General features: G+C 63.8%; 13 protein-coding genes. 9 read left to right on the top strand and 4 right to left on the bottom strand.

Annotated elements, in window-relative coordinates; all coding sequences use genetic code 11:
* The first annotated feature begins 1 nt into the window (after nucleotide 1).
* The 7 genes from gnd to ACFY9W_RS22920 all read left to right on the top strand — a co-directional run bounded on the left by gnd (nucleotide 2) and on the right by ACFY9W_RS22920 (nucleotide 6,332).
* Nucleotides 2–1,165, top strand: coding sequence for a phosphogluconate dehydrogenase (NAD(+)-dependent, decarboxylating) (gene gnd / locus ACFY9W_RS22950; protein ID WP_391135144.1), 1,164 nt, complete (start codon nucleotides 2–4; stop codon nucleotides 1,163–1,165).
* A complete protein-coding gene (zwf, locus tag ACFY9W_RS22945) occupies nucleotides 1,162–2,658 on the top strand; it encodes a glucose-6-phosphate dehydrogenase (protein ID WP_391135141.1) in 1,497 nt (498 codons plus the stop codon). Before gnd ends, zwf begins: the two co-directional genes overlap by 4 nt.
* Nucleotides 2,659–2,799: 141 nt before the next feature.
* A complete protein-coding gene (locus ACFY9W_RS22940) occupies nucleotides 2,800–4,596 on the top strand; it encodes a glycoside hydrolase family 15 protein (protein ID WP_391135138.1) in 1,797 nt (598 codons plus the stop codon).
* A 117-nt stretch (nucleotides 4,597–4,713) separates the two neighbouring features.
* The gene (locus ACFY9W_RS22935; protein ID WP_391135135.1) at nucleotides 4,714–4,992 is read left to right on the top strand and encodes a type II toxin-antitoxin system RelE/ParE family toxin; all 279 of its coding nucleotides are present in this window, start codon (nucleotides 4,714–4,716) and stop codon (nucleotides 4,990–4,992) included.
* A gap of 15 nt (nucleotides 4,993–5,007) precedes the next feature.
* Nucleotides 5,008–5,295 carry a HigA family addiction module antitoxin gene (locus ACFY9W_RS22930; protein WP_114171518.1) on the top strand — a complete coding sequence of 96 codons (288 nt, stop codon included), beginning with the start codon at nucleotides 5,008–5,010 and terminating at the stop codon, nucleotides 5,293–5,295.
* Nucleotides 5,296–5,355: 60 nt separating this feature from the next.
* Nucleotides 5,356–5,712 carry a VOC family protein gene (locus tag ACFY9W_RS22925; protein ID WP_391135131.1) on the top strand — a complete coding sequence of 119 codons (357 nt, stop codon included), beginning with the start codon at nucleotides 5,356–5,358 and terminating at the stop codon, nucleotides 5,710–5,712.
* Entirely contained in the window at nucleotides 5,712–6,332 is a 621-nt protein-coding gene (locus ACFY9W_RS22920; RefSeq protein ID WP_391135128.1) for a TetR family transcriptional regulator C-terminal domain-containing protein, read from the top strand. Before ACFY9W_RS22925 ends, ACFY9W_RS22920 begins: the two co-directional genes overlap by 1 nt.
* A gap of 134 nt (nucleotides 6,333–6,466) precedes the next feature.
* Here ACFY9W_RS22920 and preA read toward each other — a convergent pair whose 3' ends face one another.
* The 3 genes from preA to hydA form a co-directional block, all read right to left on the bottom strand.
* Nucleotides 6,467–7,741, bottom strand: a complete 1,275-nt coding sequence (gene preA, locus ACFY9W_RS22915; protein WP_391135125.1) for an NAD-dependent dihydropyrimidine dehydrogenase subunit PreA — start codon at nucleotides 7,739–7,741, stop codon at nucleotides 6,467–6,469.
* Nucleotides 7,742–9,109, bottom strand: a complete 1,368-nt coding sequence (locus ACFY9W_RS22910) for an FAD-dependent oxidoreductase (RefSeq protein ID WP_391135122.1) — start codon at nucleotides 9,107–9,109, stop codon at nucleotides 7,742–7,744.
* A gap of 170 nt (nucleotides 9,110–9,279) precedes the next feature.
* Nucleotides 9,280–10,719: a dihydropyrimidinase gene (hydA, locus tag ACFY9W_RS22905; protein ID WP_391135119.1), complete on the bottom strand. Its 1,440-nt coding sequence runs from the start codon at nucleotides 10,717–10,719 to the stop codon at nucleotides 9,280–9,282.
* Between the two features lie 346 nt (nucleotides 10,720–11,065).
* On the opposite strand from hydA, the gene ACFY9W_RS22900 reads away from it, so the two are divergent.
* Nucleotides 11,066–12,556 carry a cytosine permease gene (locus tag ACFY9W_RS22900; protein WP_391135117.1) on the top strand — a complete coding sequence of 497 codons (1,491 nt, stop codon included), beginning with the start codon at nucleotides 11,066–11,068 and terminating at the stop codon, nucleotides 12,554–12,556.
* A 119-nt stretch (nucleotides 12,557–12,675) separates the two neighbouring features.
* The gene (locus ACFY9W_RS22895) at nucleotides 12,676–13,959 is read left to right on the top strand and encodes an allantoate amidohydrolase (protein WP_391135114.1); all 1,284 of its coding nucleotides are present in this window, start codon (nucleotides 12,676–12,678) and stop codon (nucleotides 13,957–13,959) included.
* Between the two features lie 111 nt (nucleotides 13,960–14,070).
* Here the strand turns inward: ACFY9W_RS22895 and ACFY9W_RS22890 are convergent, their stop codons facing one another.
* Entirely contained in the window at nucleotides 14,071–14,598 is a 528-nt protein-coding gene (locus ACFY9W_RS22890; RefSeq protein ID WP_391135111.1) for an AAA family ATPase, read from the bottom strand.
* Between the last annotated feature and the right edge of the window lie 9 nt (nucleotides 14,599–14,607).

Raw genomic sequence — 14,607 nt, 5'->3', positions numbered from 1 at the left:
GGTGACAAGTCAAAGCGTAGACGCTTCACGCGGGGCGCATTTTGAATTCTTTCGCAGGCCTTGGGAACTTTTTTGTTTATCGTGGTCTCGCCGTTCGTCGCTGAACCCTCGGGCGGCAGGCTGGACTAATCTGAAAAGCTGGACTGTGTTGTCATCCATTTCGAAAGGGGAGCATCGGCTCATGCAACTGGGAATCGTCGGGCTGGGCCGCATGGGCGGCAATATCGCAAGGCGCCTGATGCGCGCCGGCCATCGCACCGTGGTACACGACCGCAACCGCGAGGCCATCACCGGGCTGGAGGGCGAGGGCGCACAGGGTGCGCACGACCTCGGTGCCCTGGTACAAAAGCTCAAGGCACCGCGTGCAGTGTGGGTCATGCTGCCGGCGGGCGAGCCGACCGAGCAGACTATCGCCCAGCTGGCCGAACTGCTGGAGCCGGGCGATGCGATCATCGACGGCGGCAACACCTTCTACAAGGACGACATGCGCCGCGCCGCAGAACTGGCCAAGCGCGGCCTGCACTACCTGGACGTGGGCACTTCCGGTGGTGTCTGGGGCCTGGACCGTGGCTACTGCATGATGATCGGCGGCGAGAAGGACGTGTTCGAGCGCCTGGAGCCGCTGTTCAAGGCGCTGGCACCGGGCGTTGGCGACATCCCGCGCACGCATGGCCGTAGCGGCGAGCACCAGCGTGCCGAACATGGCTACATCCACGCGGGCCCCCCGGGGGCCGGGCACTACGTGAAAATGGTGCACAACGGCATCGAATACGGCCTGATGCAGGCCTACGCCGAAGGTTTTGACCTGCTGCGCAGCAAAGGTGGCAGCGAGCTGCCGGAAGACCAGCGCTTTGACCTGAACGTGGCCGAAATTGCTGAAGTGTGGCGGCGGGGCAGCGTGGTCACTTCGTGGCTGCTCGATCTAACTGCCGATGCGCTGGTAGCCGACCCGCAACTGTCGCAGTTCAGCGGTTCGGTGTCTGACAGTGGCGAGGGGCGCTGGACCATCGACGCCGCCGTGGAGCAGGCGGTGCCGGTACCGGTGCTGTCCAGTGCACTGTTTGCCCGCTTCCGCTCGCGTCAGCAGCAGGGCACTTACGGTGACAAGATCCTCTCGGCCATGCGCCTGGGCTTTGGTGGCCATGTCGAGAAGAAAGCCGAATGACCAAACAGACCATTCCCGCTGCCCCTCCTTGCACCCTGTTCCTGTTCGGCGCCAATGGTGACCTGGTCAAGCGCCTGCTGATGCCGGCGCTGTACAACCTCAGCCGCGACGGGTTGCTGGACCGCAACCTGCGCATTGTCGGCGTTGACCACAACCCGGCCAGTGCCGAGGATTTTGCCGGCCGCCTGCACGCGTTCATGGTCGAGCGGGACAAAGGCTCGGCCAAATGCCTGGACGAAAAACTATGGGCACGCCTGGCCAAGCGCCTGGACTACCAGACGGGTGATTTCCTCGACCCGGCGACCTATCAGGCCATCGCCAAGCGTATCGAAAAGACCAGTCATGGCAATGCGATCTTCTACCTGGCAACCTCGCCGCGTTTCTTCCCCGAAGTGGCCCAGCGCCTGGGGCAGGCCGGCTTGCTCGACGAGTCCGCCGGGGGCTTTCGCCGCGTGGTGGTCGAGAAGCCGTTCGGCACTGACCTGGCGAGCGCCGAGGCGCTCAATGCCTGCTTGCTGAAGGTGATGGGTGAGCGGCAGATCTACCGCATCGATCATTATCTGGGCAAGGAAACGGTGCAGAACATCCTGGTCAGCCGCTTCTCCAACGGCCTGTTCGAATCGTTCTGGAACAACCACTACATCGACCACGTGCAGATCACGGCTGCGGAAACGGTCGGCGTCGAAACCCGCGGCGCGTTCTACGACAGCACCGGGGCCCTGCGTGACATGGTGCCCAACCACCTGTTCCAGTTGCTGGCGATGGTGGCCATGGAGCCGCCGGCTGCGTTCGGTGCCGATGCCGTGCGTGGCGAAAAGGCCAAGGTGGTCGGTGCCATTCGCCCATGGTCGGCGAAAATGGCCCTGAAAAACTCCGTGCGTGGCCAGTACAGCGCCGGCAAGCAGGGGCGCAAGCAGTTGCCCGGCTACCGGCAGGAGGCCAACGTCGCCCCAGACAGCCAGACCGAAACCTACGTGGCGTTGAAGGTGATGATCGACAACTGGCGCTGGGCCGGCGTGCCGTTCTACCTGCGCACCGGCAAGCGCATGAGCGTGCGCGACACCGAGATCGCCATCTGCTTCAAGCCTGCACCATATGCGCAGTTCCGCGAGTCGGAGCTGGAGCGGCCCAAGCCCAACTACCTGAAAATCCAGATTCAGCCCAACGAGGGCATGTGGTTCGACCTGCAGGCCAAGCGGCCAGGGCCGGAGTTGGTAATGGAAAATGTGGAGCTGGGCTTTGCCTACAAGGACTTCTTCAAGATGACCCCGGCGACCGGTTATGAAACGCTGATCTACGACTGCCTGACCGGTGACCAGACCCTGTTCCAGCGGGCCGACAATATCGAGAACGGCTGGCGAGCGGTGCAGCCGTTCCTCGACGCTTGGGCGCAAGGGGGAGAAGTGCATGAGTACCCGGCCGGTGAAGACGGGCCCGAGGCTGGCAATGAACTGCTGGCCCGGGACAAGCGCGAGTGGCACCGGTTGGGGTGAGAGGTTTGCAAGCCTGTACCGGCCCTTTCGCGGGCTTGCCCGCTCCCACAGGATGGCGCAGGTTCAAGGCCGCTGCTGAACTTGTGGGAGCGGGCAAGCCCGCGAAGAGGCCAGCACAGGCAACCACACTAAGGAGGCCCGATGCCCGCCCACATAGAAGACTACGCCCTGCTAGGCAACTGCCGCAGCGCCGCCCTGGTCAGCCGCGATGGCTCCATTGACTGGCTGTGCCTGCCACGCTTCGACGCCCCCGCCGTATTCGCCGCCCTGCTGGGCAATGAAGAAAACGGCCGCTGGCGCCTGGCCCCTTGCGACCCGGTCGAACACAGCAGCCGCCAGTACCTGGACGATACCCTGGTACTGGAAACCACCTGGGTCACCGCCACCGGCCGCGCCCGGGTACTCGATTTCATGCCACTGGGCGAGGTCAACTCAGTGGTCCGCATCGTCGAAGGTCTCAGTGGCGAAACCAATTTTGAAATGGACCTGGTCATGCGCTTCGACTACGGCCGCAGTGTGCCCTGGGTGGAGCGCCTCGACCCACTGACCCTCAGCGCCGTTGCCGGCCCCGACCGGCTGATCCTCTGCAGCACGGTGCCCCCGCATGCCCTCGACCACCATACCGTTGCGCGCTTTCGCGTCGGCGCGGGTGAGCGCCAGGTCTTCAGCCTGCGCCACCAGGCCTCGCACCTGCCGCTGCACCCCGACTGCGAGATCGACCAGGCCTTTGTCCAAACCGTCGAGCAATGGCAGGCCTTCGCTGCCCGCTGTCCGCAGGTAGGTCCCTATACCCCCTTGGTGCGCCGTTCGTTGCTTACCCTCAAGGCCATGACCTATGCGCCTACCGGCGGCATCGTTGCCGCTGTGACCACCTCGCTGCCCGAGCGCGTGGGTGGGGAGCGTAACTGGGACTACCGCTTCTGCTGGCTGCGCGACGCCACCATGACCTTGCTGGCGTTCATGAACCTCGGCTACTTCGACGAGGCCCAGGCCTGGCGCGAATGGCTGCTGCGCTCGGTGGCCGGTAACCCGGAACAGATGCAGATCATGTACGGCCTGGCCGGCGAGCGCGACTTGCAGGAATACACGTTGCCTTGGCTGGCGGGCTACGAGCATTCGCAACCCGTACGGGTCGGCAACGCCGCATCGCAGCAGGTGCAGTTGGACATCTACGGCGAGCTGGCCGATGCCATGACCCAGGCAATCAAGGGTGGTTTGCCACGCCACCCGCGAAGCGCCGCCATCTCCCGCTTGATCCTGCCCTACGTCGAGCGCATCTGGCGCGAGCCGGACGAAGGCATCTGGGAAGTGCGCGGTGGGCGGCAGCAGTTCGTGCATTCCAAGGTCATGGCCTGGGTGGCGTTTGACCGTGCCGCAGGGCTGGCCGATACCACCGAAGAAGGCCGTGAGCGCGGGCGGCACTACCGCCAGGTGGCGGATGAAATTCACCGCGAAGTCTGCGAGCACGGCCTGGACAGCAGCGGCCAGTTCTTCGTCCAGGCCTATGGCTCGACCGAGATGGACGCCAGCTTGTTGCAGATCGCCCTGACCGGCTTCCTGCCTGCCGAAGACCCGCGCTTCCTGCGTACGCTGGAGCAGGTCGAACAGCGCCTTGTGAAAAACGGCCTGCTGCTGCGCTACGACAGCGACAGTTGCAGCGACGGCCTGACCCCGGGCGAGGGCACCTTCCTGGTGTGTTCGTTCTGGCTGGCCGATGTCTACGTACTGCTGGGCCGCCAGGAACAAGCGCAGGCCATGTACGAACGCCTGACCGGCCTGTGCAACGACCTTGGCCTGCTGGCCGAACAGTACGACCCGGCCGGCAAGCGCATGCTTGGCAACTACCCCCAGGCGTTCAGCCATATCGGCATCATCAACACCGCGCTGAACCTGCACCGGGCACAGTGCCCGGTGCGTGATCGGGCGAGTTGTGGGTAGACAAGCCGCTGTCTCATATTCTTTGTGTGACGCATCGCGTCACATATGATACTTTGCTTAGTGTGATGCATGGGGTCACACTTGATTCGTCTCCCAAATGGATGCGGCGAGTTACCCATGATCATCAGTTTTCGACACAAGGGACTGCGAGTTTTTCATGAAACGGGCAACACCCGAGGGATCCAGGCAGCGCACTCAAAGCGCTTGAAACGGCAACTTCAATTTCTTGAGCGCGCCATGGCTGCGCAGGATCTGGTCGTTCCTGGCTGGCAGCTGCATCCGCTCAAGGGCGCGTTATCGGACTTCTGGTCAGTCAGTGTGTCCGGCAACTGGAGGTTGATCTTTCGCTTCGTGGGTTCCGATGTCGAACTGGTCGATTACCTTGATTACCACTGAGAAGGAGAGCTGATAATGCCTTTGCACAATCCGCCACATCCAGGCGAAACCTTGCGCGAAGATGTGCTGCCAGCGCTTGGCCTGACGGTGAAAGCCTTCGCTGCGCACCTGGGGTTCTCCCGCGAAGCGCTTTCCCGGGTACTGCATGGCCGCGCGGCGATTTCTCCGGACCTGGCCGTGCGTCTTGAGATGGCGGGCATCAGCACCGCTCGTCTCTGGCTGGCCATTCAGGCCGACTACGATATCTGGCAGGCACGCCACCGCCAGCAACCTGTAATCGCCCGGCTGTTTCAAGCCGCCTGATAAAAAACTCTGAAAATACCGGAGTAGACTAGGTCAAACACCATTCGGCACGGAGCACACATGGGCATTCGCGGTAGTGATCGGCAAATCGACAACATCGAGTTCAATGTCAGCGACATCGCACGGAGCAAGGCCTTCTATGGCAGCGTGTTCGGCTGGGCGTTCACCGATTACGGGCCCACCTACACCGAGTTCAGCGATGGTCGCCTGACCGGGGGCTTCACCACGGGTGAGCCGGTGCGCCCAGGTGGGCCGCTGGTCATTTTGTACGCCGACGACCTAGAGGCCACCCAGCAGCGAATCGAGGCCGCGGGGGCGAAAATCAGCCGGGCGACCTTCGCCTTCCCCGGCGGGCGGCGTTTCCATTTCATCGACCCGGACGGCTATGAACTGGCGGTGTGGACGGCTCAAGCCTGATGGCCAACCACAAGATCGAAATCCGCCGGCGCAATATCCAGAAGATCCTGCAGGCGGCAGAAAAGGTGTTCGCCGAGAAAGGCTACGGCGCTACGTCCATGGGCGATATTGCCGAACAGGCCGAGTTACCGCGCTCCAACCTGCATTATTACTTCAGCACCAAGGACGACCTGTTCCGCGCGGTGCTGCAAGACCTGCTGGATGTGTGGAAGCAGGACGCGCTGTGCTTCGAGAACTTCGACGACCCGCGCGTGGTGCTGACCAGTTACATCCGGGCGAAGATGGGGCATTCGCGTTCGCGGCCACTGGGCTCGAAAATCTGGGCCGAAGAGATGCTGCACGGGGCGCCAGTGCTGGGGGTGAGCCTGGATGAAAGCCTGGTGCCCTGGGCACAACTGAAGGAAGCCAAAATCCGCCGCTGGGTGGAGGAGGGGCGCATCCTGCCGGTGGAGCCGTCGGCGTTGCTGTACATGATCTGGGCCTCGACCCAGCACTATGCCGACTTCGGTTACCAGGTGCAGCTGCTCAACGGCGGCGAGGTGCTGTCGGACATGGCATTCGAGAGTGCGGTGCAGACAGTGACCAGTGTGATCTTGCGGGGGATCGGGCTGGAGCCCTGAGTCCGGAAAGGGGGCCGCTGCGCAGCCCTTCGCGGGCACGCCCGCTCCCACAGGTTCTGCGTTGCCCTCATGAGCGGCGCGGTCCCTGTGGGAGCGGGCGTGCCCGCGAAGGGCTGCGCAGCAGCCCCAATGCCTCAACTGGCCTCGCGATAGGGGTTGCGCGGATCCTGCGTCCAGTTCAGGTAAGGCTTGCCGGTATCCTGCGCCTCCATCTCGATGCAGCTTTCCACCGGGCAGGTGATCTGGCACAGGTTGCAGCCCACGCATTCCTCTTCGATCACGCTGTAGGCATGCGTGCCGTCAGGCTTCAGCGTGCTGGCAATGGCCTGGTGCGAAGTGTCTTCGCAGGCAATGTGGCAACGCCCGCAACCAATGCACGCGTCCTGGTCGATATGCGCCACCGACTTATAGTTGATGTCCAGGTACTTCCAGTCGGTGGTATGCCCCACCGCCTGCCCGCGAAATGCTTCGATGTTGACGTGCCCGTGCTGGTCCATCCAGCGCGCCAGGCCATCTTTCATGTCCTCGACAATGCGGAACCCGTGCAGCATCGCCGCCGTGCACACCTGTACGGCACCGCTGCCCAGGGCCATGAACTCCGCCGCATCACGCCAGTTGCCGATGCCGCCAATGCCGCAGATCGGCAAGCCGCGTGTTTGCGGGTCGCGGGCGATTTCCGCCACCATGTTCAGGGCAATCGGTTTCACCGCAGACCCGCAGTAACCACCGTGGGTACTCTGGTCGCCCACGATGGGGTGGGCCACCATGCGGTCCAGGTCGACGCTGGTGATGGAGTTGATGGTATTGATCAACGACACCGCATCGGCCCCGCCCCGGTGCGCGGCACGTGCCGACTGGCGGATGTCGGTGATGTTCGGTGTCAGCTTCACGATCACCGGCAGCGAGCAGTACGTCTTGCACCAGCGGGTAACCAGTTCCACGTATTCCGGCACCTGGCCAACCGCCGCGCCCATGCCGCGTTCCGGCATGCCGTGCGGGCAGCCGAAGTTGAGCTCGATGCCGTCGGCCCCGGTGGCCTCCACCAGCGGCAGGATGAACTTCCACGAGTCCTCCACGCACGGCACCATCAGCGACACGATCAGTGCACGGTCAGGCCAGTCCTTCTTCACCTGGGTGATTTCGCGCAGGTTGATGTCCAGCGAACGGTCGGTGATCAGCTCGATGTTGTTGATGCCCTGTACCTGACGGTTGGCGCCATAGTGCGCCGAGTAGCGCGACGACACGTTGACCGCCGCCGGGTCTTCGCCCAGGGTTTTCCAGACCACGCCACCCCAGCCGGCCTCGAAGGCGCGGACCACGTTGTAGGCTTTGTCGGTGGGCGGCGCAGAAGCCAGCCAGAACGGATTGGGTGCCTTGATGCCGGCAAACACGATAGACAAATCGGCCATTTACGCTGCCTCCACGTTGAGCATGAGTCGGGCATGGATGGCTTCGGCGGCCAGCTTGCCGTGCTGTACGGCCTGGACGGTAAGGTCCTGGCCCAAGGCGGTGCAGTCGCCGCCGGCATACACGCCCGGCAGGCTGGTTTGCAGGGTTTCGTCCACGCGGATGCGCTCACCCTCGCGGGCCAGTTGCGCAGCCACCGGGTCGCCGAGGCTGGCATCGTCGAAGCGTTGGCCGATGGCCTTGAAGATGGCATCGGCGGCCAGCTCGAACGTTTCGCCGATATCACGCAGGCGGCCGTCGGCCAGCTCGGTGCGGGCAAAGCGCATGCCGCGTACCTTGCCGGCGTCATCCAGCAGCACGGCATCGGGGCGCGCCCAGGTGTGCAGGCGGACCTGGTTGGCCTTGGCGATGTCCTGCTCGTGGCCGGTGGCACCCATGTCGGCGTGACCGCGGCGGTACACCAGGTTGACGTCGCGCGCCCCCAGGCGGCTCATCTGCACTGCCATGTCGATGGCCGTGTTGCCGGCGCCGATCACCAGGCAGCGGTCGGCCAGCGGCAGTTGGCCAAGGTCGTCGGCCTGGCGCAGCTCGCGAATGTACGCGGTGGCGGCGAGCAGGCCGGGGGCTTCTTCATCGGGCAGGCCCAGCTGGCGCACGGCATTCAGGCCGAGGCCGAGGAACACCGCGTCGTACTGGTCGCGCAGTTCGCCCAGGCTGAGGTTGCCGCCCAGGCGTTGGCCATGGCGAACCTCGATGCCGCCGATGCCCAGCAGGAACTCCACCTCACGCTGGGCGTAGTCGTCGACCAGCTTGTAGCGGGCGATGCCATATTCGTTGAGGCCGCCAGCCTTTTCGCTGGCCTCGAAAACCACCACGTCATGCCCGTGCATGGCCAGCCGGTGGGCGCAGGACAGCCCGGCAGGGCCGGCGCCGACAACCGCGATGCGCTTGCCGGTGGCGGGTGAGCGCTTGAACGGGTGTTCGGTGAAGTGGGCGTTGTCCAGGGCATAGCGTTGCAGTTGGCCGATCAGTACCGGTGCGCATTCCTGTGCGTTGTTGCGCACGCAGGCCTGCTGGCAGAGGATTTCCGTGGGGCACACGCGGGCGCAGCTGCCGCCAAGGATGTTGGCCGAGAGGATGCGTTCGGCGGCGCCTTGCAGGTTTTCGTCGCTGATGCGGTGGATGAACGAGGGAATGTCGATATCGCTGGGGCACGCGTTCACGCAGGGGGCGTCGTAGCAATACAGGCAGCGTGCGCTTTCCACGGCGGCCTGGCGAGCGGTGAGGGGTGGGGCCAGGTCGCTGAAGCGCTCGGCCAACTGGTCGGCACCGGCCCGGGGGCGCGGCAAGTGGTTCAGGGCGTCGATCACGGTTGTAGCCTCTCTATTTTTTATGGTGCAGGCGACAGGTGTTGCGGTGGGTTCGGGGGCCGCTGCACGGCCCATCGCGACACAAGGCCGCTCCCACAGGGGAACGCGGCTTTTGCTTTTTGTGGGAGCGGCCTTGTGTCGCGATTGGGCCGCACAGCGGCCCCATGGCCTTAACGCTGGACAGGCGTCGGGCGCTGCTGCTCGGCCCGACGCCCCAACACCTCATACACCGACGGATACGCCGGCCGCTCCACATACCGCCCCGCGCCCGCTTCGGCGCGCAGGTCGCCATCGGCCCAGAGCACCTTGCCCTGGCTGATGGTGTGGCTGGGGATGCCGCGCACGGTGCGGCCTTCGAAGATGTTGAAGTCCACACGTTGGTGGTGGGTCTGGGCCGAGATCGTGCGGGTGCCCTGCGGGTCCCACAGCACCAGGTCGGCATCGGCACCAACGCGGATGGCGCCCTTGCGCGGGAACAGGTTGAAGATTTTCGCCGTGTTGGTAGACGTCAGCGCAACGAACTCATGCATCGACAGGCGCCCACTGTTCACCCCTGCATCCCACAGCACCGCCATGCGGTCCTCGATGCCCGCAGTGCCGTTGGGTATGCGGCTGAAGTCGCTGCGCCCCATGGCTTTCTGCTCGGCGCAGAAGCAGCAATGGTCGGTGGCGGTGGTGTGCAGGTTGCCCGATTGCAGGCCACGCCACAGTGCCTCCTGGTGTTCCCGCGGGCGGAACGGCGGGCTCATCACGTAGCCGGCGGCAGTGGCCCAGTCCGGGTCGCGGTAGACGCTGTCGTCCAGTAGCAGGTGGCCGGGCAGGACTTCGCCGTAGACCGGCTGGCCCTTGGCCCGCGCATAGGTGATTTCGTCCAGTGCTTCCCGGCTGGAAATGTGCACGACATACAGCGGCGTGCCAATGGTTTCGGCAATGCGGATGGCGCGGCTGGCCGCTTCACCTTCCACTTGCGAAGGGCGCGAAAGCGGGTGTGCTTCTGGCCCGGTCAGGCCTTGGGCCAGCAGTTTCTTTTGCAGGTGATACACCAGTTCGCCGTTCTCGGCATGCACGGTGGGCACCGCACCCAGTTGCAGGCAGCGCTCGAAGCTGGCCACAAGTGTATCGTCGGCGGCCATGATGGCGTTCTTGTAGGCCATGAAGTGCTTGAAACTGTTCACCCCATGCTTGGCCACCAGTTCGCCCATTTCCTCGGCCACCTGCTCGCTCCACCAGGTGATGGCAACGTGGAAACCGTAGTCGCTGGCGCTTTTCTGTGCCCAGCCGCGCCAGGTGTGGAAGGCCTCCAGCAACGACTGCTGCGGGTTGGGGATGACGAAGTCGATGATCGACGTAGTACCGCCGGCCAGGCCCGCAGCGGTGCCGCTGAAGAAGTCCTCGCTGGCCACGGTGCCCATGAACGGCAATTGCATGTGGGTGTGCGGGTCGATGCCGCCGGGCATCAGGTACTGGCCACTGCCGTCGAGGATCTCGCAGTCGGTCGGGGGTTCAAGGTTTTGCCCGATGGCGCGGATCAGGCCATCGGCACACAGGACATCGGCGGGGTAACTCTCTTCGTGGGTAACCACGGTGGCGCCACGGATCAACAGGGACATGCCGTTTTCCTCGCAGGCTGACCGGTCTCTTGGCCGGTTCTTGGAATTGTCTGGTTCGCAGGGCGGGCAGGGCGGTTAATCCTGTCAGGCCTGACAAGATTCGAGGCTAGATGCTGATCAGGAAATCATCAAGAAAATTTTCCTATAAATTTTGTGGTCATTAACTAGTTGATATTAAAAGACTAATTTTTGAAGACCTGCTGACTACGGGGCTTTCAACGGTTATTGACTGACTTGACAAGATGAAATTCTGGTCAAGATTTCTAAGCACAAATACGCGTGTGTACTCCGGCCATCGAATTAGCCCGATGAGCAAACAACTACAAGAAAGTCTGGAGAAAGGCCCATGCAACAGAGCAGATCGGAAGTGGTCGAGCAGGATGGCCTGTTCGAGCTGGCCGAGGGCAGTGATGTCCTCGACAGCCCGCGCTACAACCACGACATCGCACCGACCAAGGTGCACCAGCGTACCTGGAACAAGTGGCACATCACCGCCCTGTGGGTGGGCATGTCCATCTGCGTACCCACCTACACCCTCGGCGGCGTGCTTACCGCCTACTTCGGCCTCAGCGTCGGGGAAGCGTTGCTGGCGATCCTGCTGGCCAACGTGATCGTGCTGATCCCGCTTACCCTCAACGCCTTCCCCGGCACCAAGTACGGCATCCCGTTCCCGGTGTTGCTGCGTTCGTCGTTCGGCATCCTCGGCTCCAACGTACCGTGCCTGATCCGCGCGGTGGTTGCCTGTGGCTGGTTCGGTATCCAGACCATGTTCGGCGGGCTGGCCATCCACCTGTTCCTGGGCTCGGTGTTCGATGGCTGGAAGGCATTGGGCGGTACCGGCGAGGTGATCGGGTTCATGATTTTCTGGTGCCTGAACCTCTGGGTGGTGCTGCGCGGTGCCGAGTCGATCAAGTGGCTGGAAACGCTGTCAGCACCGTTGTTGGTGGCGGTGGGCGTCGGCCTGCTGTTCTGGGCCTTGCCGCACATGTCGATGACCGAACTGCTGGCCCAGCCACCCAAACGGCCGGAAGGGGCGAGCGTGGTCAGCTACTTCTGCGCAGGGCTTACGGCCATGGTCGGCTTCTGGGCCACGTTGTCGCTGAACATTCCCGACTTCAGCCGTTATGCCCGCAGCCAGAAGGACCAGATTCTCGGGCAGATCTTCGGCCTGCCATTGACCATGTTCCTGTTCGCTTCGCTGGGTGTGGTGCTGACTGCTGCCTCGGCGTCGCTGGTGGGTGAGACGGTATCCGACCCGGTCAGCCTGATCGGCAAGATCCACAGCCCGTTCTGGGTGGCCTTGGCCATGGCGCTGATCGTGATCGCCACGCTGTCGACCAACACCGCAGCGAACATCGTGTCGCCAACCAACGACTTCCAGAACATTGCCCCACGCCTGATCGGGCGCAGCCGGGCGGTGTGGTTGACCGGTTTCATCGGCCTGGCGCTGATGGGCCATGAGTTGTTGAAGAAGCTGGGCTGGATTGTCTCCGACCTGAGCCTGGAGAGCGTGTATTCCAACTGGTTGCTCGGTTACTCCAGCTTGCTCGGGCCGATTGCCGGGATCATGGTGGTGGATTACTTCGTGATCCGTCGGCAGCAGCTGGACCTGGCCGGGTTGTACCGTGATGACGTGTACCCGGCGTGGAACTGGGCCGGTTTTGCTGCATTTGCCTTGCCGGTGGCGCTGACCGTGATGGCCATTGGCAACAGCAGCTTCAGCTGGTTCTACGACTATGGCTGGTTTACCGGTTCGCTGCTGGGCGGCGGGCTGTACTACGTCTTCGCCAATGTGGCGGCTCGCAACCCTGCGCGGCTGGCCAAGCCCTTGCCCTGACACCGCGCCTGCTTCTTCGCGGGCTCGCCCGCTCCCACAGAAATGTGGAGTTCCTGTGGGAGCGGGCATGCCCGCGAAGAGGCCCGCACAGACAACAAGAAAGCCTGAAGGAGAAACCCGTGACTCCAGTTCAAGACATCCTGAAGACCACTGCCCATCACGTCGACAGCAACCGCCTGTGGCAATCGCTGATGGACCTGGCCCGCCTCGGCGCCACCGCCAAGGGGGGTGTGTGCCGCCTGGCCCTGACCGACCTCGACCGCCAGGCCCGCGACCTGTTCGTGCAGTGGTGTGAGGCCGCCGGTTGCACGGTCAGCATCGACGCCGTCGGCAATATCTTCGCACGCCGCCCCGGGCGTAATCCCAAACTGCCGCCGGTAATGACCGGCAGCCATATCGACACCCAGCCCACGGGCGGCAAGTTCGATGGCTGTTTCGGGGTGATGGCCGGGCTGGAGGTGATCCGCACCCTCAACGACCTGGGCGTGGAAACCGAGGCGCCGCTGGAAGTGGTGGTATGGACCAACGAAGAAGGTTCGCGTTTTGCGCCCTGCATGATGGGGTCGGGGGTGTTCGCCGGCAAGTTTACCCTGGCGGAAACCCTGGCCAAGCGTGATGCCCAGGGCGTGAGCGTTGGCGAGGCCTTGAACGCCATCGGTTACGCCGGCCCGCGTGCAGTACTCGGCCATGCGGTGGGTGCGTATTTCGAGGCGCATATCGAGCAGGGGCCGATCCTTGAGGACCAGGCCAAGACCATTGGCGTTGTACTTGGCGCGCTGGGCCAGAAATGGTTCGACCTGACCTTGCGCGGCGTCGAAGCCCACGCCGGCCCGACGCCCATGCACCTGCGCAAGGACGCGCTGGTCGGCGCGGCCGCCGTGGTGGAGGCGGTCAACCGTACCGCCCTCGGCCATCAGCCCCATGCCTGCGGCACGGTAGGTTGCCTGCAAGCCTATCCGGGCTCGCGCAACGTGATCCCAGGCGAGGTGCGCATGACCCTCGACTTCCGCCACCTGGAAGGTGAACAACTGAATGCGATGATTGCCGAGGTGCGCGGGGTGATCGAGGCGACCTGTGCCAGGCACGGCCTGAGCCACGAACTGGTGCCCACGGCAGACTTCCCGGCGCTGTACTTCGACAAAGGCTGTGTCGATGCCGTGCGCGCTTCGGCGCAGGCACTGGGCTTGCCGCACATGGACATCGTCAGCGGCGCGGGGCATGACGCAATTTTCCTTGCCGAACTGGGGCCGGCGGGGATGATATTCGTGCCATGCGAGAACGGCATCAGCCATAACGAGATCGAGAACGCCACGCCCGGTGACCTGGCGGCAGGGTGTGCGGTGTTGCTGCGGGCGATGCTGGCGGCGTCGGAGGCGATTGCCAGCGGCCGGTTGGCGGCGTAGCCAGAGATCGGTGTCGCCTGCATTGGCCCTATCGCCGGCAAGCCAGCTCCCACAGGTACAGTGCCGCCCTCAGGCCCTGTGATACCCCTGTGGGAGCTGGCTTGCCGGCGATCAGGCCGGAACAGGCAGTGAAAGGCTTTCGAGAAACGCCGCAATCTGCCGCCCGCCCCGCAAATGCACCACCGGCACCTGTGGCCCGATCGCCTGGCGGTTCGCCTCGATCCCTGGCCGATAGCCCCGGTCGAACGTCCATACAAACTTCAAAAAGGTCAGAAACGCCCGGTCCAGGCGCTCTGTACACCCCGCCGGCAGGTCCGGCCGTGGCTTGTTCAGCACGCTGCGCAGGATGACCCGCTTCAGGCATGTCAGCCGTGGTGTATCCAGCCAGATAACGAGGTCGGCCCGTGGCAAGCGCAGGTCGAAGGTGCGTCGGCTGTAGTTGCCCTCGCACACCCACGCATCCCCGGCAACCGCATCGCGTACCCGGTTGCGGAAAATGCCGGCATCCGGTTCTACCCAACCCGCCTCCCAGAACAAGGTGTCCAGGTGTATCACCGGCGAGCCCAGGCGGGTGCCAATCTGCCGGGCCAGGGTCGATTTACCGCTGCCGGCGTTGCCCAGAATCACGATACGCTGCATGGCCAAGTC

The sequence above is a fragment of the Pseudomonas sp. NPDC008258 genome (assembly GCF_042956345.1).
In the GTDB taxonomy this organism is placed as follows: Bacteria; Pseudomonadota; Gammaproteobacteria; order Pseudomonadales; family Pseudomonadaceae; genus Aquipseudomonas.
Note: the sequence above shows the minus strand (reverse complement) of the source record. Positions and strands in the feature narration are given on the sequence as shown.